The sequence below is a fragment of the Bradyrhizobium sp. LLZ17 genome, assembly GCF_041200145.1.
Classification (GTDB): domain Bacteria; phylum Pseudomonadota; class Alphaproteobacteria; order Rhizobiales; family Xanthobacteraceae; genus Bradyrhizobium.
On sequence record NZ_CP165734.1, the window covers coordinates 5,702,274 to 5,721,292 of the forward strand.

A 19,019-nucleotide genomic window follows, 5' to 3' on the forward strand; every position below is an offset into this window, starting at 1 on the left:
ATCAGCCCGCCAGAAAATCCAGGACGACTTCGGAGTATTTTTGCGGCGCCTGCTCGAACATCGGATGCGTCGCGTTCGGGATGATCGCCGTCTTCGAGTACGGCACATGCGTCGCCAGCGCATGCAGCACCTTCGGCAGCAGCCCCTTGGTCCGCGCCCCCAGGATGAACAGCGTCGGCATCTTGATCGACGCAGCATCCGCCTTCGAGAACGGCGGGCGATTGTCGCGGACCTGGCCGATCAGCGTCATGGCGTTGTCGCGCAGGTTCTGCTTCACCATCGCCGGCAACCGCGGCCAGGTGCCGGCACCCTCCAGCGTGTCGACGAAGACGGCAAGACCGCCGTCGACGTCGCCGGCCGCGATCTTCTCGGCCGAGGCCGTGAAGCGCGCCAGCAGCGGCGAGGGGCCGCCGGCATAGTCGGGATCGAGGCTCGCATCGAGCTCGCCGCCGGGTTCGGCGAGGATCAGCCGCCGCAGCAGCTCCGGCCGGCGTTGCGCGACGCGGAAGCAGATGTGTCCGCCACGGGAATGGCCCATCAGGTCGACCGGACCAACATCGAGCTTCTCGATGAACGCGATGACGTCGTCGACATGCTGGGCGATCGAATAGGTGTCGCCGACCCCATCCCACCGCTCGGGGAAGAAATGCCTCAGGCTGACGGCTATGACTCGGCGCCGCTGTGTCAGCGGTCCAAGCACGCAGCCCCACACGCGGAAATCGTTGAGCGAGCCATGCACGCAGACCAGCGGCGGCCCGCCCCTGTCCTCGCCCACGTCGAGATAGGGCATATCGTAACCGTTGACGTGGAGGCTTTGCATTCTGGGGCTCGCGAGCGGGAAGCGGAACTCCTGTGCAAGATTCCCGGAAACCGGGTGGATCGCAACTATTTCCAAGCCTAGATTTGGCTTCAGATCACACTGAGAGCTAGCGACGAGGACGCAAGCCAGGAACCAAGCCATGACCGACCAGCATTTCACCCTGTTCGACACAAGGATCGGCCTCTGCGCCATCGCCTGGGGGCCTCGCGGCATCAACGGCGTGCAGCTTCCGATGGGCGGCGAGCAGAAAATCCGCACGCGGATCAGCCAGCGCCATGCCGATGCGGGCGAGGCGGAGCCGACCGCCGAGGTGCGAGAGGCGATCGACCGCATGGTGAAGATGCTCGCGGGCGAGCCGGACGATCTCGCCGACATCCCGCTCGATCTCGACGGCGTGCCCGACTTCAACCGCGGCGTCTACGAGATCGCGCGCACCATCCCGCCCGGCAAGACCATGACCTATGGCGACATCGCCAAGCGCCTCGGCGGCGTCCAGCTGTCGCGCGATGTCGGCCAGGCGCTCGGGCACAACCCGTGCCCGATCGTGGTGCCCTGCCACCGCGTGCTCGCGGCCGGCAACAAGCCCGGCGGATTCTCCGCGAATGGCGGCGTGGTGACGAAATTGAAGATGCTCGAGATCGAAGGCGCGCTGGTGAACCACACGCCGAGCCTGTTCGATTGAGGTTGCCGCACTAAATCTTCGCCGCCGCCTTTGGCCAGTAGCGATCGCGCAGATGGCGCTTCACCAGCTTGCCGGTGGGCGTGCGCGGTAGCTCGGCTTCGAAGTCGACCGAGCGCGGGCATTTGATCGCTGAGAGGCGGCCCTTGCAGAAGGCGATCAGCTCGGCCTCGAGCTCCTTGCGGGCGCGCTTCGGATCGTGCGGCTGCACCACCGCCTTCACCTCCTCACCCATCTCCTCGTTCGGCACGCCGAAGACGGCGACGTCGGCCACCTCGGGGTGGGTGATGAGGACGTCCTCGGTTTCCTGCGGGTAGATGTTCACCCCGCCCGAGATGATCATGTAGGACTTGCGGTCGGTGAGATACAGGTAGCCGTCCTTGTCGAGATAGCCGACATCGCCGAGCGTCGACCATCCCTTTGCATTGTAGGCCTTCTTCGTCTTCTCAGGATCGTTGTGATAGGTGAAAACAGGCGCATCGGCGAAATAGACCGTGCCGATCTCGCCGGTCGGTTGCTCCTCGTCGTTCTCGTCGAGAATTTTGATCTTGCCGACCACGGCGCGACCGACGCTGCCGCGATGCTCCAGCCATTGCTGCGAATTGCAGACCGTGACGCCGTTGCCCTCCGAGCCTGCATAGTACTCGATCAGGATCGGCCCCCACCATTCGATCATTTTTGCTTTCACGTCGACCGGGCAGGGGGCAGCGGCGTGGATCGCACCCTTCAGCGTCGAGACGTCATAGCGGTTGCGCACGTCAGCCGGCAGCTTCAGCATGCGCACGAACATGGTCGGCACCAGCTGCGACTGCGTCACCTTGTATGTCTCGACCAGCTTCAGGAAATCCTCGGCGTCAAAATGCTCCATGATGATCGAGGTGCCGCCGAGCACGATCGCCATCATGTTGAAGCGCAAGGGAGCGGCGTGATAGAGCGGCGCCGGCGACAGATAGATGCTGTCGGAATTCATGCCGCACATGTTGGCGCAGAGCACGCGCAAAAGGCATTCGGCTCGTCGATCGGCTTGCCCTCGAACGCCTTCTTGATGCCCTTGGGCCGGCCTGTCGTGCCCGAGGAATACAGCATGTCATAGCCGGCGACCTCGTCCGCGACCGGCGTCGTCGGCTGCGCAGCGGCCTCCTTGTCGTAGGAGCGAAAGCCGGGCAGCGGCTCGTCCATCATGTAGAAGATTGGTTCGCCGGCGGCGCCCCTGATCAGTCCCTTGATCTGGTCGGCGCATTTCGGTGTCGTGATCACGACCTTGGCACCGCAATCGGCGATGATGTAGTCGATCTCGTCCTGCTTCAGGTAACGGCTGATCGCGGTGTAATAGAGCCCGCTGCGTTGTGCCGCCCAGCAGATCTCCATGAAGGCAAGGCGGTTCTCCATCAATAGCGCGATGTGGTCGCCGGCCTTCAGGCCGAGCGAACGAAACAGGTTCGCGCCCTGGTTCGAGAGCTCGTCCAGCTCGCGATAGGTGATGGCCTTGCCGGTGGAGGCCATCTGGTAGGCGATCTTGTCGGGCGTGGTGCGGGCGTGGATGGAGGGGTGAGTCATAAGCGCGGTCCCAAGGCACACGAGATGTCGTCCCGGGCTAGTGCGCAATTGCGCACGGGGGCGGGACCCATAACCACGAATTTCGGTAATTTAAGTTACATGTGGCCCCAGCTCGCCCTAACCACAGGCTGCTGTGATTATGGGTCCCGGCCTTCGCCGGGACGACATCATTGGTGTGAAGACGTCTCGGCCTACAGCCGCTCCACGATCGTCACGTTCGCCATGCCGCCGCCTTCGCACATGGTCTGGAGGCCGTAGCGCTTGCCGCGCTGCTGCAGTGCGTGGACCAGCGTCGTCATCAGCTTGGTGCCGGAGCCGCCGAGGGGGTGGCCGAGCGCGATGGCGCCGCCGTTGACATTGAGATGCTCCGGATCGGCGCCGGTGGTCTTCAGCCACGCCGTCGGCACCGAGGCAAAGGCCTCGTTGACCTCGAACAGGTCGATGTCGTCGATCTTCATGCCGGCCTTCTCCAGTGCGCGCTGGGTGGCGTGCAGCGGTGCGTCGAGCATGATCACGGGATCGCCGCCCATCATCGTCATGTGATGGACGCGCGCCAGCGGCTTCACGCCGAGCTGCTTCAGGCCGCGCTCATTCACCACCATCACGCCCGAGGCGCCATCGCAGATCTGGCTGGCGCTGGCGGCCGAGAGCTTGCCGTTCTCGGCGATCAGCTTGACGGCCTTGATGCCGTCGAGCGTGGCGTCGAAGCGGATGCCTTCGTCGATGTGGTGGGTGTCCTTGGAGCCGTCGGCGCGGGTGATCTCCAGCGGCACGATCTCGGTCTTGAAGTGGCCGGCTTGCGTTGCTGCGATCGCGCGCTGGTGGCTGTTGTAGGAGTACTCGTCGAGCTCGTTCTTCGACAGGCCGTACTTCTCGGCCATCATCTCCGCGCCGGTGAACTGGCTGAACACGATGTTGGGATAGCGCTGCTCGATGCCCGGGCTCTTGTAATTGCCGAAGCCGTTCTTGGCCGGAAGCTGCGAGGACAAGCCCATCGGCACCCGCGTCATCGATTCCACGCCGGCCGCGATCACCACGTCCATCGCGCCCGACATCACGGCCTGCGCGGCAAAGTGCAGCGCCTGCTGCGAGGAGCCGCACTGGCGGTCGATCGAGGTGCCCGGCACGCTCTCCGGCAGCTTCGAGGCCATGATCGCGTTGCGCGCCACGTTGTTGGACTGTTCGCCAACCTGCATCACGCAGCCCATGATCACATCCTCGACCAGAGCCGGATCGACCTTGGTGCGGTCGACCAGTTCGTCCAGCACCTTGGCGGCGAGATCGGCCGGATGCCAGCCGGCGAGGCGGCCCCCCTTGCGCCCGCCGGCGGTACGCGCAGCGGCGACGATGAATGCCTCGGCCATTTCGGTCTCTCCCTGGATTGTTCTGTATCGAATTGGGTTGTCGGGACGGATTTAAGGGGTGCGAGACCGTTTAGTCAATCGATCAATTAACTCTTGTGGGGAGGCGCTGCTTGGGCTTATCTGCGCCCCGCTCATACGGCGAGAACAGGGATCTCCGTGACCACCAGCGTACCGAACAGGCTCCCGAGCGGAAAGAATTCCACGGCAGAGAAATTGCTCGTGGCCGCGAGCGAGCTAATGATCGAGCGCTCGTCGATCGAGATTTCGCTGAGCGACATCGCCCAGAAGTCCGGCGCCAACGCCGCGCTGGTCAAATATCATTTCGGCAACAAGGACGGCCTGCTGCTGGCGCTGCTCGAGCGGGACGCGGGGACGGAGCTCTCCCACCTCGAATATCTGCTGGCGCAGCCGATCACGCCAACCGCGAAGCTGAAGCTGCATATCGGTGGCATCATCCGCGCCTATCACCGCTTTCCCTACATGAACCGGCTGATCCATTATCTGCTGCACGAAAGCGTTGCGGGCTCTGCCGACGAAGTCTCCAAGTTCTTCGTGGCGCCGCTGCTGGATTTTCATCGCCGCCTTCTCGCCGAAGGCGTCAGCCGCGGCGAGTTTCGCCAAACCGATCCGGTGCTGTTCTACACCAGCCTGATCGGCGCCTGCGATCATCTGTTCTTCGGCCGGCACGCGATGTCTCGCGCGACCGGCGTCGGCCCGGTCACCGACGACGTCTGCCGGCAATATATCAAGCACATGGAAACGCTGATCTGCGGCGGCATCCTCACGCAAGGTGAGGAAGCTGCCGCGGCCGGATGATCCGGCCAGAACTCAGAAGTCTAGAGAAGAAACGCCCAAGGAAAGGTAGCTTGCGATGCAGTTGAAAGACGTTGCCGTTCTCATCACCGGCGGTGGGTCGGGCCTTGGTGCCGCGACCGCCCGGGCCATGGCCGCCAAGGGCGCCAGGATCGGCGTGATCGATCAGAACAAGGAAAACGCCGAGAAGGTTGCCGTCGAAGTGAAGGGCGTCGCTCTTCATGCCGATGTCACCGACGAGGACGGCATCAAGGGCGCGATCGCCAAGGCGGAAGCCGCCCACGGCGTCGCGCGCGTGCTGATGAACTGCGCCGGCATCGGCGGCTCGCAGCGCATCGTCGGTAAGGACGGCGTCTATCCGCTGGCCAAGTTCGCCCGCATCATCAACGTCAATTTGATCGGGACGTTCAACTGCCTGCGGCTGTTCGCGGAGCGCCTGGTCACGGCCGAGCCGATCGGCGAGGAGCGCGGCGTCATCATCAACACGGCCTCGGTCGCCGCTTACGAAGGCCAGATCGGCCAGATCGCCTATTCGGCCTCGAAAGGCGGCGTCGTCGGATTGACCCTCCCGGCAGCCCGCGATCTCGCCAGCCAGAAAATCCGCGTCAACACGATCGCACCCGGCCTGTTTCTGACGCCATTGCTGATGGGCCTGAACGAAGAGGCTCGCAAGAGCCTGGGCGCCCAGGTACCGCATCCCACGCGCCTTGGCGATGCGAGTGAATACGGCTCGCTCGCGGTGCACATCGTGGAGAATCCGATGCTCAACGGCGAAACCATCCGTCTCGACGGCGCGATCTGTATGGCGCCGAGGTAACTCCGCCCCTTTCCTTCTCCCCTTGTGGGAGAAGGTGGCGCGAAGCGCCGGATGAGGGGTTTGCACCCACGGAGACAGACCCCTCACCCAAGCGAATTCCTGACTCACAGCGTACATGCCCTCTCCCACAAGGGGAGAGGGCGCAGTAATCGGCACTATCGTTGCGGATGAAGGAAGTCGCGCGCATGTCCCAACCGCTGCTGATCGAGCACAACGACGGCGTCGACACAGTGACGCTCAATCGTCCCGAACACCTCAACGCACTCGATCCCGCGCTGATCGATGCGCTCAATACCTATTTCCGGGGCCTCCAGCGCAACCGTGACACGTGCGTCGTGGTGCTGAAGGGCGCCGGCAGGAATTTTTGCGCGGGGCTTGATCTCAAAGCCGCCATGGCCCGTCGCGCCGGACAGCGGGAGCCGCCCGGCGTCACCGAGTCACTGGACTCGCAGCGGCGCATCGCCGACATCGTGATGCTGATGCGGCGTTGCTCACAGCCGATCCTGGCGCTGGTGCAGGGCGCGGCGGCCGGCGGCGGCTTTGCGCTGGCGCTTGCCTCCGACATCCGCATTGCGGCGAAATCGGCGCGGATGAACTGCGCCTTCATCAAGCTCGGCCTCGGCGGCTGCGACATCGGCACCAGCTATTTCTTGCCGCGCCTGGTTGGCGTCTCTGTCGCGTCCGAGCTGATCCTCACCGGGCGCTTCATCGGCGCTGAGCGCGCGCTTGCGGTGGGGCTCGTCTCGGAAGTCGTGGACGAAGACAATCTCGATGACGCCGCCGGCCCTTACGTCGACGCGATGATGACCGCCTCGCCTGTCGGCCTGCGATTGTCGAAAGAATGTCTCAACATGAGCATCGATGCCGGATCGCTGGAAGCTGTCATCGCGATGGAGGACCGCAACCAGGTCCCGTGCAGCCGCTCCGAGGAATTCTCGGAAGGGATCAGGGCCTTCCTTGAGAAGCGAAAGCCTGTCTATATCAGGCGCTGACAATGAAGATCCGCAAAGGACGAAAAATTCCGGGAGACGCAAAATGAGTGGGAGCGCGGCGGCGGTGATGACAAAACCCGCCTTTCGCAAAGTCGAGTGGCTCGCGCGCGACATCGAGGTCGAGCGTCGCGGCGACGGCACGGTGGTGCTGAAGTCGCGCATTCCGCTGCAGGCTTATGAGAAGCACCTTCCGGCTTCGCTGGCGAAATGGGCGAAGGACGCGCCTGAGCGCATTTGGCTTGCGCAGCGCGGCGGCCCCAATCGCGAATGGCGAAAACTCTCCTACGGCGAAGCCAAGCACACCGTGGACGCGCTGACGCAGGCGCTGCTCAATCTCGAACTTGACGGCCGCCCGGTCGCGATCCTTTCCGGCAACTCGATCGAACATGCGTTGATGACGCAGGCCGCGATGCAAGCGCGTTCGCCGGCCGCGCCGGTGTCGCCGGCCTACTCCCTGATGAGCCACGACCACGCCAAGCTGAAATATTTGTTCGACCTGATCAAGCCGGCCGTCGTGATGGTGCAGGACGGCCCGACCTTCGAAAAGGCGCTGAAGGCGCTGGATCTCACCGGTGTCACTGTCGTTCACGTCGTGCGACCCTGCGACGGCGTCAACAGCGTCAGCTTTGCCGAGCTCGCGGCAACGCCCGTCACCGCCGATGTCGACGCGTCGATCGCGAAGATCACGGCCGACACGGTCGGCAAGCTGCTTTTCACCTCCGGTTCGACCGGCATGCCGAAGGCCGTCATCAACACGCAACGCATGATGTGTGCCAATGCGGCGATGATGATGCAGGTGCGACCGCGCGTGCCTGGCGGCCCGCTGGCGACCGTGCTCGACTGGATGCCCTGGAACCACACCATGGGTGGCAACGCCGCGTTCCATCCGGTGCTGGTCGAAGGCGGCACGCTCTATATCGACGACGGCCGGCCGATGCCGGGCCAGCTCGAGGAGACCATCAGGAATCTTCGCGAGATTTCGCCGACCTATTACGCCAACGTGCCCGCCGGCTACGCCGCGCTCGCGGCGGCGATGGAGAAGGACGATGTGCTCTGCCGCTCCTTCTTCAAGAACCTCTCGATCATGGCCTATGGCGGCGCACGGCTTCCGGACGATCTGTACGACCGCATGCAGGCGCTGGCCGTGAAGACCACCGGCGAGCGCATCGTGTTCTACACCGGCTGGGGCTCGACCGAGACTGCGCCGACCTCGACCGGCACCTATTGGGATACCGAGCGCGTCGGCCTGATCGGCCTGCCGTTCCCCGGCGTCGAATTGAAGATGGTGCCCTGCGGCGCGAAATACGAGTTAAGGCTGCGCGGCGTCAACGTCACGCCCGGCTATTTCGGCCAGCCCGACCTGACCAAGAAGATGTTCGACGAGGAGGGGTTTTACTGCATCGGCGATGCCGGCATCTTCGTCGACGATTCCGATCCGGTGCAGGGCATCATCTTTGCGGGACGCGTGGTTGAGGACTTCAAGCTGACCACCGGCACCTTCGTCCATGTCGGCTCGCTGCGCACCGATGCGATCGCGGCCGCAACGCCGGTCGTGCATGATGCGCTGCTCGCGGGGCAGGATCGCGCCTTCATCGGTCTCCTCGCCTGGCCTAACCTGCATGCCTGCCGTCAACTCGTCGGCAATCCCGATCTGAGCTTTGCCGACGCCGTGAAGCATCCTGGAGGTGATCGCCTGCTTCAGGCGCGGGCTGGAAACCCACAACGGGGAATGTGAAGGCGCCAGCAGCCGCATCATCGCGCGCGCGATGCTGATGGCCGAACCGCCCTCGATCGACGGCAACGAGCTTACCGACAAGGGCTACATCAACCAGCGCGCGGGCCTCGAGCGCCGCGCGGCGCTGGTGGAGCGGCTTTATGCCGATGCCCCAGATCAAGACGTCATCATTCTCAAGTAATCGACATCATCAACACAGGTACGCGCCATGAACTTCGATTTCTCCGACGACCAGAAGCAGCTCCGCGATCAGGCGCGCAAATTCCTCGCGGAAAAGTGCTCGCCCAAGGCGGTGCGACTCGTGCTCGACGGCAAGGCGCCCTATGACAAGGAGCTCTGGAAGGGCCTCGCCGAGATGGGGTTTCTCGGCGTCGCGATCCCCGAGGAGTTCGGCGGCGCGGGTGCCGGCCATCTCGAACTCTGCGTGATCGCCGAAGAGATGGGCCGGGCCAATGCGCCGGTGCCGTTCTCCTCGACGGTCTATCTCGCCGGCGAAGCGCTGCTGATCGCGGGTAGCGACGCGCAGAAGAAAAAATGGCTGCCGGCGATTGCCTCGGGCGAGGCGATCGGCACGCTGGCGCTGTTCGAGGGCAAGGGCAATCCTTCGCCCAAGAACGTCAAGCTCACAGCGTCAAACGGCGTGCTCAATGGCGTCAAGAAGCCGGTCGCCGACGGCGCGATCGCCAATTTCGCGGTGGTTGCCGCGCGCACGGGCACCGGTGGTCGCGAGAGTGACATCTCGCTGTTCCTGGTCGATCTCAAGGCCGGCGGCGTCGAGGTGAAAAGCCTCGCCAATCTCGATCCGACCCGCGGGCAGGCCGAGATCACCTTCAAGGACTGCAAGGCCGAGCCGCTCGGCGCGATCGGCGAAGGCTGGAGCATCCTCACCCAGGTGCTCGACCGCGCTGCGGTGCTCTCCGCGTTCGAGCAGGTCGGCGGCGCCGACCGCGCGCTGGAGATGGGGCGCGACTACGCGCTCGACCGCATCGCCTTCGGCCGTCAGATCGGTTCGTTCCAGGCGGTCAAACACATGCTCGCCGACATGTACGTCTCGGCGACGCTGGCGCGGTCCAACAGCTATTACGGCGCCTGGGCGCTTTCGACCAACGCATCCGAACTGCCGGAAGCGGCTGCCGCCGCGCGCATCAGCGCGACGCAGGCGTTCCAGCATTGCGCCAAGAACAACATCCAGGTCCACGGCGGCATGGGTTTCACCTGGGAGTTCGACTGCCACATGTATTACCGCCGTGCCAACGCCATGGCGCTCGGGCTCGGCAGCCTGTCCTATTGGGAAGACCAGTTGATCGACCGCATGCGCAAGAAGAACGCGGCGTGATGTCATTCCGGGGCGCCGCAACGCGGCGAACCCGGAATCTCGAAATGAGTCGATAACCTTCTGGATTCCGGGTTCGATGCTTCGCATCGCCCCGGAATGGCGGAAGAAGAGAGACACCATGAACTTCGACGACACTCCGCAGGAAGCCGAATTCCGCGCCACTGCCCGCGCCTGGATCGCGGCGAATGCGCCGAAGCAATATGAAGAGGAGCTGCGCAAATCCTCGCTCGGCCGCACGCAATTGAAGAACGCCAACATTCTGGACGTCGCGAAAGCGTGGCAGAAGAAAAAGGCCGATGCCGGCTGGGCCTGCTTGCACTGGCCCAAGGATTATGGCGGCCGCGGTTCTTCGCCGATCGAGCGCGTGATCTGGCAGCAGGAAGAGGGTCCGTTCGGCAAGCTCTCCGGCATGTTCATCATCGGCCACGGCATGTGCGGGCCGACCATGATGGCGTTCGCGCGCGAGGAGCATAAGCGCAGCTATCTGCCGTCGCTCGCCTCTGGCGAAAAGGTCTGGTGCCAACTGTTCTCGGAGCCCGCCGGCGGCTCCGATGTCGCAGGCCTGCGCACGCGCGCCGAGAAGGACGGCGACGAGTGGATCATCAACGGCCAGAAGATATGGACCTCGGGCGCGCATTATTCCGACTACGGCATCCTGTTGACCCGCACGGATCCCAATGTGCCGAAGCACAAGGGCCTCACCATGTTCTTCCTGGACATGAAGTGCCCCGGCGTCGAGGTGCGGCCGATCAAGCAGGCGAGCGGCGCCTCCGACTTCAACGAGGTCTATTTCACCAATGTCCGCATTCCCGATCACCAGCGCCTCGGCGAGGTCAATGACGGCTGGAACGTCTCGCTGACCACGCTGATGAACGAGCGTAGCGCGATTGGCGCGGGCGTCTCGACCGGCTTTCCCGAGCTGTTCGACTATTGCACGAGCCTGATGCTCGACGACCGCCCCGCGATCGAGGACCGCGCGGTGCGCTCGAAGCTGGCGAACTGGGCGGTGAAGGCGACCGGGCTGCGCTACACCAGCATGCGAGCGATCTCGGCCCTGTCGAAGGGCGAGCGGCCGGGGCCGGAAAACTCCGTCGGCAAGCTGGTGGCGGGATCGATGATTCAGGACGTCGCGACCTATGCGCTCGATCTTCAGGGCGCGGCCGGGGTGGTCAGCGGAGCGGACGACGCCGAAGTCGCCGGCCGCTTCCAGGCGATGCTGCTGCGCGCACCGGGCACGCGCGTGGAAGGCGGCACCGACGAGATCATGCGCAACATCATCGCCGAGCGGGTGCTGGGCCTGCCCGGCGACATCCGTGTCGACAAGGACGTGCCGTTCAACAAGATCCCGACCAAGGGAAGGAATTAGCCGTCATTCCGGGGCGGCTCGAAGAGCCGAACCCGGAATCTCGGGATGTGTAGGTAACCTCTGGATTGCGGGTTCGCGCGTTGCGCGCCCCGGAATGACAATAAAAGGGAAGCGCCATGAATTTCGACGATACGCCGCAGGAAGCCGCATTCCGCGAGACCGCGCGTAAATGGGTCGCCGCCAACGCGCCGAAACAGTTCGAGCAGGAGCTGTCGAAATCCTCGCTTGGCCGGATCCGGCTCGCTCATCACGACATCGTCGATGTCGGCAAGGCCTGGCAAAAGAAGAAGGCCGAAGCTGGTTGGGCCTGCCTGCACTGGCCCAGGGAATATGGCGGCCGTGGCGCCACGCCGATCGAGCGTGTGATCTGGCAACAGGAAGAGGGCGTCTACGGCAAGCTGACGCAGCCGTTCCAGATCGGCGAGGGCATGTGCGGTCCGACCGTGATGGCCTGGGGCAGCGAGGACGCAAAACGCCGGCATTTGCCGAAGCCGCCTCCGGCGAGGAGATCTGGTGCCAGCTGTTCTCCGAGCCGTCCGCGGGCTCGGACGTCGCAGGCCTGCGCACGCGGGCCGAGAAGAAGGGCGACAGCTGGGTCGTCAACGGCCAGAAGATCTGGACCTCGGGCGCGCATTATTCCGACTTCGGCCTCCTGATCGCGCGCACCGACCCCAACGTGCCCAAGCACAAGGGGCTCACCATGTTCTTTCTGGACATGAAGAGCCCGGGCGTCGAGGTCCGGCCGATCAAGCAGGCCAACGGCATGCAGGAGTTCAACGAGGTCTATTTCACCGACGTGGTGATCCCGGACAGCCAGCGCCTCGGTGCCGTCGGCGAGGGCTGGAGCGTCTCGCTGACCACCCTGATGAACGAACGCATGTCGATCGGATCGCGGCTCGCGACCGGCGTCCCCGAGATGTTCGAGTTCTGCTCCAACCTGATGCTGGAGGACGGGCTCGCCATCGACGATCCCGCCGTGCGCTCGAAACTTGCGAGCTGGGCCGTGAAGTCGAGCGGATTGAAGTACACCAGCTACCGCGCGATCTCGTCGCTGTCCAAGGGCGAGCAGCCGGGCCCGGAAAACTCCATCGGCAAGCTGGTGTCGGGCATGATGCTCCAGGACATCGCCGCCTACGCCATGGACCTCCAGGGCGCGGCCGGCGTTCTCACCGGCACCGACGAGGAGACCGCGCAGGGCCAGTTCCAGCAGATGCTGCTGTCCTCGCCCTCGATGCGCATCGCCGGCGGCACCGACGAGATTTTGCGTAACATCATCGCCGAGCGGGTGCTGGGATTGCCGGGCGACATCCGTGTCGACAAGGACGTGCCGTACAACAAGATCCCGACCAAGGGGCGTTAGACGTAACTTGTAGGGTGAGTTAGCCCCGCGGATTGCGAAGCGCAAACCGCTAGGCGTAACCCACCGCGTCTGTCGACGCGGAAACAGAAGTTGGTGGGTTACGCCTTCGGCTAACCCACCCTACGAAGAGAAGAGCGCGAGCTGATCCATGGACGCCAAAGTGAAACAAGACGATCGCATCCGCGTGCTCGAAGAGCTCCTCAACGAGCGCTACTCCGTGCGCGCTTTCCTGCCGCAAGCGGTCGACCGCGCCATCATCGAGCATGTGCTGACGACGGCGCAGCGGACGGCGTCCTGGTGCAACAGTCAGCCCTGGCAGGTCGTCATCGCCAGCGGCGAGGCCAAGGAGCGTTTCCGTCAGCTGATCTACAAGGAGGCCTCCAGCGGCCTCGGCGACGACTATGATTTCACCCCGCCGCGCGAATATGTCGGCGTCTATCTCGAACGGCGCCGCGAGAGCGGTTTTCAGCTCTACAACACGCTCGGAATCGCCCGCGGCGACAGAAGCGCCTACGCCAGGCAGGCGCTGGAGAACTACAATTTCTTCGGCGCCCCGCACGTCGCGATCATTCACACCAGCGAGCCGCTCGGCATCTACGGCGCGATCGATTGCGGCGCCTATGTCTCGAATTTCATGCTCGCCGCGCAGGCGCTTGGGCTCGGCACAATTCCGCAGGCGGCATTGGCGCGTCACTCGGGCCTGATCCGCCGTCACTTCAATCTGCCCGACGACCGCCGCGTCGTCTGCGGTATCTCGTTCGGCTATGCCGACAACGCCCACAAGGTCAACAGCTACCGGACCTCGCGCGCGAGCGTCGCCGACACCGTCACGTTCGTCGAGGAGTGAGCGACGCGCGCGCAAAGACGGCCGCGTGAACGGCCGCCTTCGCAGTACCGTTTGGTCGATTAACGCCGGCCGCTATCCGCCGCTGCCGCCGATCACGGCGCGCACGGTCTCGTCGGGCCCGAAATCCTCGGCACCGTCGACATAGAGCAGCGCCGCGAGCTTGGAGCGCGCGCGGTTGACGCGGCTCTTGATGGTGCCGACTGCACAGCCGCAGATCGAGGCCGCATCCTCGTAGGAGAAGCCGGAGGCGCCGACCAGGATGAGCGCTTCGCGCTGGTCCTGCGGAAGCTTCTCGAGCGCGACGCGAAACTCCTCGAACTCGAGATGCGCGTTCTGCGAGGGCTGCGTCTTCAGCGTCTTGGCGTAGTTGCCCTCGGCATCCTCGACTTCCCGCCGCCGCTTGCGATAGTCCGAGCGGAACAGGTTGCGCAGGATCGTAAACAGCCACGCCGGCAGGTTCGAGCCGGGCTGGAACGAGTCGATGTTGGCAAGCGCGCGCAACAGCGTCTCCTGCACCAAATCGTCGGCGCGGTCCGCATTGCCGCTGAGCGAGATCGCGAACGCGCGTAAACTCGGCACGGCCGCGAGGATGTCGTCACGCAGGGAGTTCGTGAGAGGCATTAGTCCCTCCCATGGTTGTCGTTGGAGCCCCCAGCACCATTCTCATCCTGAGGTCCGCCTCCCGGCGCATCAAGCTTCTTGATGAGCTCCGCGAACCGGTCGGGAACCCCTTGCCGTACGACGTCGTCGTACATGGCGCGCAGTTGGTGCCCGATCCGGGATTGGATCTCCGGAGTGAGGCCTCCCTTGCCGGGGGTCGTGCTTTTGCTGGCTTGAGACTTGAGATCTTTCATGACCTGTTCCACGTTTCCCCGAGTTAAGTGACTGCAAAATAGAGAGGTTTTCTCAACCGGGAGCCGTTCCCTGGATAGGCTCAATGCGAGGTTCGACAAAAAGTTCCCGGTTCGGGGGAACTTTTCTTATCCTGAAACGTAATCAGTCGCAGGAGGGGAACCCGGGCCTCCCCTCACAGTTCCCTGTTTCCAAGTTTTTGGTCCGAAATGAATGGAGTGGGGATGTCCCGTTCGCAGCTTGTTGCTGAGCACTTGCCGTTGTTGCGCCGGTATGCGCGCGCCCTGACGGGCAGCCAGGCCTCCGGTGACGCCTATGTCGCAGCCATGTTGGAAGCCATGCTCGGAGATCCGTCCGTGCTTGACGAGAGCCATGGGCCGCGCGCGGGCCTGTTCCGGCTGTTCACCCAGATCTGGAATTCGGTGTCCGTCAACGACGATTCCGAGGTGGCGACGCTGCCGATGCCGCCGGAGCGACGGCTGTCGAATATCACGCCGCTGCCGCGGCAGGCGTTCCTGCTGCTCTCGCTGGAGGGATTTTCGGAAGAGGAAGTCGGCTACATCCTCGGCACCGACGTCGCCGAGACGCGTCGGTTTGCTGACGCCGCCGGACGCGAGATGGCAGCCGAGATCGCCACCGACGTGCTGATCATCGAAGACGAGACCTTCATCGCCATGGACCTCGAGAGCCTGGTGAAGAATTTAGGTCACAATGTCGTCGGCGTCGCGCGCACTCACGCCGACGCGGTGGCGCTCGCCAAGAACAAGCGGCCCGGCCTGATCCTCGCCGACATCCAGCTCGCCGACGGCTCGTCGGGCCTCGATGCCGTCAACGAGTTGCTGCGCACCTTCGAGGTGCCGGTGGTGTTCATCACCGCCTATCCGGAGCGCTTCCTTACCGGCGAACGCCCCGAGCCGGCGTTCCTGATCTCCAAGCCGTTCCAGCCGGCGATGGTGTCGGCGGTGGCGAGCCAGGCGCTGTTCTTCCAGCGCAACTCGCGCAACCGCGCGCCCAAGGCGCCGGCGGCGTAGGGAAGCTCCTAAAGGAGCGAATGGATTTGATCCGGCGTACTGCAAGGTACGCCGGATTTTTTCTCGTCGTCTGCCGCGCTTGACGGACGTCGAATTCGCCGCTCATACCTCCAGCAGCGGCCGTCTCGCAGCCGCAGTGCCATCGGAGACGTGTTCATGGACCAGCAACTGCTCGATCGCCTCGCCATCCGCGACCTCGTCGAGAACTGGGCGGTCTGGCGCGATGCCGGCGACTGGGAGCGGTTTGCGACCGTCTGGCACGAGGAAGGCTGGATGTCGGCCACCTGGTTTCAGGGGCCGGCGCGGGATTTCATCCGGGTCAGCCAGGAGGGGTTCGCCAGGGGCGTACGCATCCTGCATTTCCTCGGCGGCACCAGCATTGATCTTCAGGGCGAGCGCGCCCTCGCGCAGACCAAGATGACGATCTCGCAGCGCGCGCCGGTGCAAGACGTGCTCTGCGACGTCGTCTGCACCGGCCGCTTCTATGATTTTCTGGAGAAGCGGCAAGGCAAATGGGGCATCGTTCGCCGCCAGCCGATCTACGAGAAGGACCGGATCGACCCGGTCGATCCCGCGGCGACCCTCCGCCTCGACCAGCAGGCACTGGCGGCGCTGCCCGAAGGCTACCGCCACCTCGCCTACATGCAGGAGCTGATCGGCTACAAGGTCAAGCGGGACATGCCTGGCCTGACCGGGCCTGAAGTCGAGCAGCTCTATGGCGAGGGGCGGGACTGGCTGGCGGGGAAGGCCAAATAGTCCGCAAACAAAAGTGAGCTCCAGACAAAAGTAAGGCGCGACTGGCATCACCACAGTCGCGCCCTACGTCACCGGCTTATGGGGCAGGGGGGAATAGCCGGCTGTTGTGACGACCCCGGCCCCCAAAGTCGTTCCAGGCCGGTGCAAACTTTTTGATCGCCCGCGACGATTCTCGCACACGGTTAAGTGATCTTAACGATTGAGAACTGCCGGCCGGCTCATTGCGTTGTTCCCACGATCGCCATGGGGCGAGGGATCGACATTCATGTCACAGATTCATAAAGCATTTTTGGGCGCCGCGATCGCAGCCACCCTTGCCACTAGTCTGAGTGCCGCCCAGCTGGCCTTCGGCCACGATCTCGCCGGCCGCTGGCAGGCGGTGACCGACAAGCCGGGCGATACTGTCAATCGTGCCACCAAGGCCGACCGGATCGCCGACCTCAAGCCAGCGGCGGCTCCGACCCGCACCGTGTCGATGCGGCTGAACGACCTCGCCGACACGTCCGTGCTGCTGCGGGTCCCCGCTATCATCGAAACCGGCAATGCCAAGCCGCCGCTCGTGCTCCAGAATCAGCAGAAGCAGGGTCGCAACAGGCCGACGATCGCCTGCGAGCCCATGGTCAGCTCCCTGACGGAAGTCGCAAAACTGCTCCAGCCGGGCCGCTGCCTGACCTGATCCGCAACGGCTCTGGATACATCGCCTTTCCGCCAGGAGGGCGATCTCTGATGTGCACTTGATCCCCTATCCCCTCGCGTTATATCCCGGGTTTCTTCCCTTTGATTTTGACCGGGTAAACGCATGACGACGTCAGATACGGCTGCCCATACGCAGCCCTTCCAGGCCGAGGTTTCCGAGCTGCTGCACCTGATGGTGCATTCCGTCTATTCGGAGACCGACATCTTCCTGCGGGAGCTGATCTCCAACGCCTCGGATGCCTGCGACAAGCTGCGTTACGAGGCGATCGCCAATCCGGCGCTGCTGGGCGAGGGCGACGCGCTCAAGATCCGTATCATCCCGAACAAGACCGCCACGACGCTCACGATCGCCGACAACGGCATCGGGATGGAGCGGCAGGAGCTGATCGACCACCTCGGCACTATCGCCCGTTCCGGCACCAAGGCGTTCGTGTCGAAGCTGAAGGAAGCCAAGGACGGCCTCGGCCTGATCGGCCAGTTCGGCGTCGGCTTCTATTCAGCTTTCATGGTCGCCGACAAGATCGTCGTCATCAGCCGCCGCGCCGGCGAGAGCGACGTCTGGACCTGGAGCTCCGAAGGCGGCTCCGGCTTCGAGATCGCGCGCGCGAGCGACGAGGAGGCGGCGCGCGTGGCGCGCGGCACCGAGATCGTCCTGCACCTGAAGGAGGACGCGAAAAAATATCTGGAGACCTACGAGATCGAGCGCGTCATCGGCGCCTATTCCGACAACATTCTCTTTCCCATCGAACTCGTGCCCGAACAGGGCGATCCGCGCCAGATCAACTCGGCGAGCGCGCTGTGGCAGCGCTCGAAATCGGAGCTGACCGCGGAGGACTACAAGAAGGCCTATCAGCAGATCGCTTCGGCCTTCGATGATCCCGCCATGACGCTGCACTATCGTGCCGAAGGCCGCTACTCCTACGCAGTGCTGCTGTTCGCGCCGTCGACAAAGCCGTTCGACCTGTTCGAGCCCTCGCGCAAGGGCCGCGTCAAGCTCTATGTCCGGCGCGTCTTCATCACCGATGATGCCGATCTGTTGCCGGGCTATCTGCGCTTCGTCCGCGGCGTCGTCGACAGCGAGGATCTTCCGCTCAACATTTCGCGCGAGATGCTCCAGAACAATCCGCAGCTGGCGCAGATCCGCAAAGCGGTGGCCACCCGCGTGGTCAACGAGCTCGAAAGCCTCGCCGAGAAGGACGCGGAGAACTTTGCAAAAATCTGGGACGCCTTCGGCGCAGTGCTGAAAGAAGGCATTTACGAGGATTTCGAGCGCCGCGAAAAGCTGCTCGCGTTGTCGCGCTTTACCACCACATCGGGTGAGAAACGGTCGCTCAAGGACGTCATCGCCGATTTCAAGCCGAACCAGACCGAGATCTATTATCTGGTCGGCGAGAGCATCGAGCGGCTGAAGTCCAGTCCGCGCCTCGAGGCGGCAACTGCGCGTGGCATCGAGGTGCTGCTGCTGTCCGACCCCGTCGACGCGTTCTGGACCTCGATGCCGACGGAGTTCGAGGGCAAGCCGCTGAAGTCGTTGAGCCAGGGCGATCTCAATCTCGACCTGATCCCGCGCGTCGACGAGACCGACGAGGCAAAAAAACGAGCCGGCCGCCGACGAGGCCGCCACCATCGCGGTGATCAAGGCGGCGCTCGGCGAGCGCGTCAGCGACGTCAAGGTCTCGACCCGCCTCACCAGCTCCGCGTCCTGCCTTGTCGCCGACAGCCAGGGGCCGAGCCGCGAGCTCGAGCGCATCCTGGCGCAGCAGAACCGCGGCATGCGCACCAAACCGATCCTCGAGATCAATCTGCGCCATCCGCTGGTCACGGCGATCACCAGGGCCCAGGCCGGCTCGAAGGTGGTCGATGATCTCAGCCTGCTCCTGCTCGAACAGGCGCAGATTCTGGACGGCGAGCTGCCGGAGGACCCGGCGGCGTTTGCGGCGCGGCTAAACCGCCTCGTCTTGCCGGGGCTGGGCGGGTAATCCCAATCCGGGCGATATG

At 64.0% G+C, this 19,019-nt stretch carries 14 protein-coding genes and 4 pseudogenes; 13 read left to right on the forward strand and 5 right to left on the reverse strand.

Translation table 11 applies throughout. The features are described from left to right. Position 1: 1 nt before the first annotated feature. Positions 2 to 820 (reverse strand): alpha/beta fold hydrolase, encoded by an 819-nt coding sequence (locus AB8Z38_RS27350; RefSeq protein WP_369720810.1) that lies wholly within the window; start codon positions 818 to 820, stop codon positions 2 to 4. A 139-nt stretch (positions 821 to 959) separates the two neighbouring features. Here AB8Z38_RS27350 and AB8Z38_RS27355 point away from each other — a divergent pair, with 139 nt between their 5' ends. Next, positions 960 to 1,502 (forward strand): methylated-DNA--[protein]-cysteine S-methyltransferase, encoded by a 543-nt coding sequence (locus AB8Z38_RS27355; RefSeq protein WP_369720811.1) that lies wholly within the window; start codon positions 960 to 962, stop codon positions 1,500 to 1,502. A 10-nt stretch (positions 1,503 to 1,512) separates the two neighbouring features. Here the strand turns inward: AB8Z38_RS27355 and AB8Z38_RS27360 are convergent. Then, positions 1,513 to 3,056 (reverse strand): annotated as a pseudogene (locus AB8Z38_RS27360) (acyl-CoA synthetase). 191 nt (positions 3,057 to 3,247) lie between these two features. Continuing rightward, positions 3,248 to 4,420: an acetyl-CoA C-acetyltransferase gene (locus AB8Z38_RS27365; protein WP_369720812.1), complete on the reverse strand. Its 1,173-nt coding sequence runs from the start codon at positions 4,418 to 4,420 to the stop codon at positions 3,248 to 3,250. Between the two features lie 237 nt (positions 4,421 to 4,657). Between AB8Z38_RS27365 and AB8Z38_RS27370 the strand changes: the two genes are divergently transcribed. The 8 genes and pseudogenes from AB8Z38_RS27370 (at position 4,658) to AB8Z38_RS27405 (ending at position 13,686) form a co-directional block, all read left to right on the forward strand. After that, the gene (locus AB8Z38_RS27370) at positions 4,658 to 5,236 is read left to right on the forward strand and encodes a TetR family transcriptional regulator (RefSeq protein ID WP_369720813.1); all 579 of its coding nucleotides are present in this window, start codon (positions 4,658 to 4,660) and stop codon (positions 5,234 to 5,236) included. A 55-nt stretch (positions 5,237 to 5,291) separates the two neighbouring features. Further along, complete coding sequence (locus AB8Z38_RS27375; protein WP_369720814.1) at positions 5,292 to 6,050, forward strand: SDR family NAD(P)-dependent oxidoreductase; 759 nt, start codon at positions 5,292 to 5,294, stop codon at positions 6,048 to 6,050. 185 nt (positions 6,051 to 6,235) lie between these two features. Then, on the forward strand, positions 6,236 to 7,042 hold the full coding sequence (locus AB8Z38_RS27380; protein ID WP_369720815.1) for an enoyl-CoA hydratase/isomerase family protein: 807 nt from the start codon (positions 6,236 to 6,238) through the stop codon (positions 7,040 to 7,042). Positions 7,043 to 7,085: 43 nt separating this feature from the next. Then, positions 7,086 to 8,958: pseudogene (locus tag AB8Z38_RS27385) on the forward strand (AMP-binding protein). Between the two features lie 27 nt (positions 8,959 to 8,985). Further along, positions 8,986 to 10,113, forward strand: a complete 1,128-nt coding sequence (locus AB8Z38_RS27390) for an acyl-CoA dehydrogenase family protein (protein WP_369720816.1) — start codon at positions 8,986 to 8,988, stop codon at positions 10,111 to 10,113. A gap of 118 nt (positions 10,114 to 10,231) precedes the next feature. Further along, entirely contained in the window at positions 10,232 to 11,479 is a 1,248-nt protein-coding gene (locus AB8Z38_RS27395; RefSeq protein ID WP_369720817.1) for an acyl-CoA dehydrogenase, read from the forward strand. A gap of 116 nt (positions 11,480 to 11,595) precedes the next feature. Next, positions 11,596 to 12,839 (forward strand): annotated as a pseudogene (locus AB8Z38_RS27400) (acyl-CoA dehydrogenase). Positions 12,840 to 12,987: 148 nt separating this feature from the next. Next, positions 12,988 to 13,686 carry a nitroreductase gene (locus AB8Z38_RS27405; RefSeq protein ID WP_369720818.1) on the forward strand — a complete coding sequence of 233 codons (699 nt, stop codon included), beginning with the start codon at positions 12,988 to 12,990 and terminating at the stop codon, positions 13,684 to 13,686. 72 nt (positions 13,687 to 13,758) lie between these two features. On the opposite strand, the gene AB8Z38_RS27410 is transcribed toward AB8Z38_RS27405, so the two are convergent. Next, positions 13,759 to 14,307 carry a sigma-70 family RNA polymerase sigma factor gene (locus AB8Z38_RS27410; protein ID WP_082081453.1) on the reverse strand — a complete coding sequence of 183 codons (549 nt, stop codon included), beginning with the start codon at positions 14,305 to 14,307 and terminating at the stop codon, positions 13,759 to 13,761. Further along, complete coding sequence (locus AB8Z38_RS27415; protein WP_369720819.1) at positions 14,307 to 14,540, reverse strand: NepR family anti-sigma factor; 234 nt, start codon at positions 14,538 to 14,540, stop codon at positions 14,307 to 14,309. Before AB8Z38_RS27415 ends, AB8Z38_RS27410 begins: the two co-directional genes overlap by 1 nt. A 222-nt stretch (positions 14,541 to 14,762) precedes the next feature. On the opposite strand from AB8Z38_RS27415, the gene AB8Z38_RS27420 reads away from it, so the two are divergent. The 4 genes and pseudogenes from AB8Z38_RS27420 to htpG all read left to right on the forward strand — a co-directional run bounded on the left by AB8Z38_RS27420 (position 14,763) and on the right by htpG (position 19,000). Further along, positions 14,763 to 15,569, forward strand: a complete 807-nt coding sequence (locus AB8Z38_RS27420; protein ID WP_369720820.1) for a response regulator — start codon at positions 14,763 to 14,765, stop codon at positions 15,567 to 15,569. Between the two features lie 156 nt (positions 15,570 to 15,725). After that, on the forward strand, positions 15,726 to 16,325 hold the full coding sequence (locus AB8Z38_RS27425; RefSeq protein WP_369720821.1) for a nuclear transport factor 2 family protein: 600 nt from the start codon (positions 15,726 to 15,728) through the stop codon (positions 16,323 to 16,325). A 265-nt stretch (positions 16,326 to 16,590) separates the two neighbouring features. Beyond that, on the forward strand, positions 16,591 to 17,001 hold the full coding sequence (locus AB8Z38_RS27430; protein WP_369720822.1) for a hypothetical protein: 411 nt from the start codon (positions 16,591 to 16,593) through the stop codon (positions 16,999 to 17,001). Positions 17,002 to 17,124: 123 nt separating this feature from the next. Beyond that, positions 17,125 to 19,000, forward strand: a pseudogene (htpG, locus tag AB8Z38_RS27435) (molecular chaperone HtpG). Positions 19,001 to 19,019: the final 19 nt, after the last annotated feature.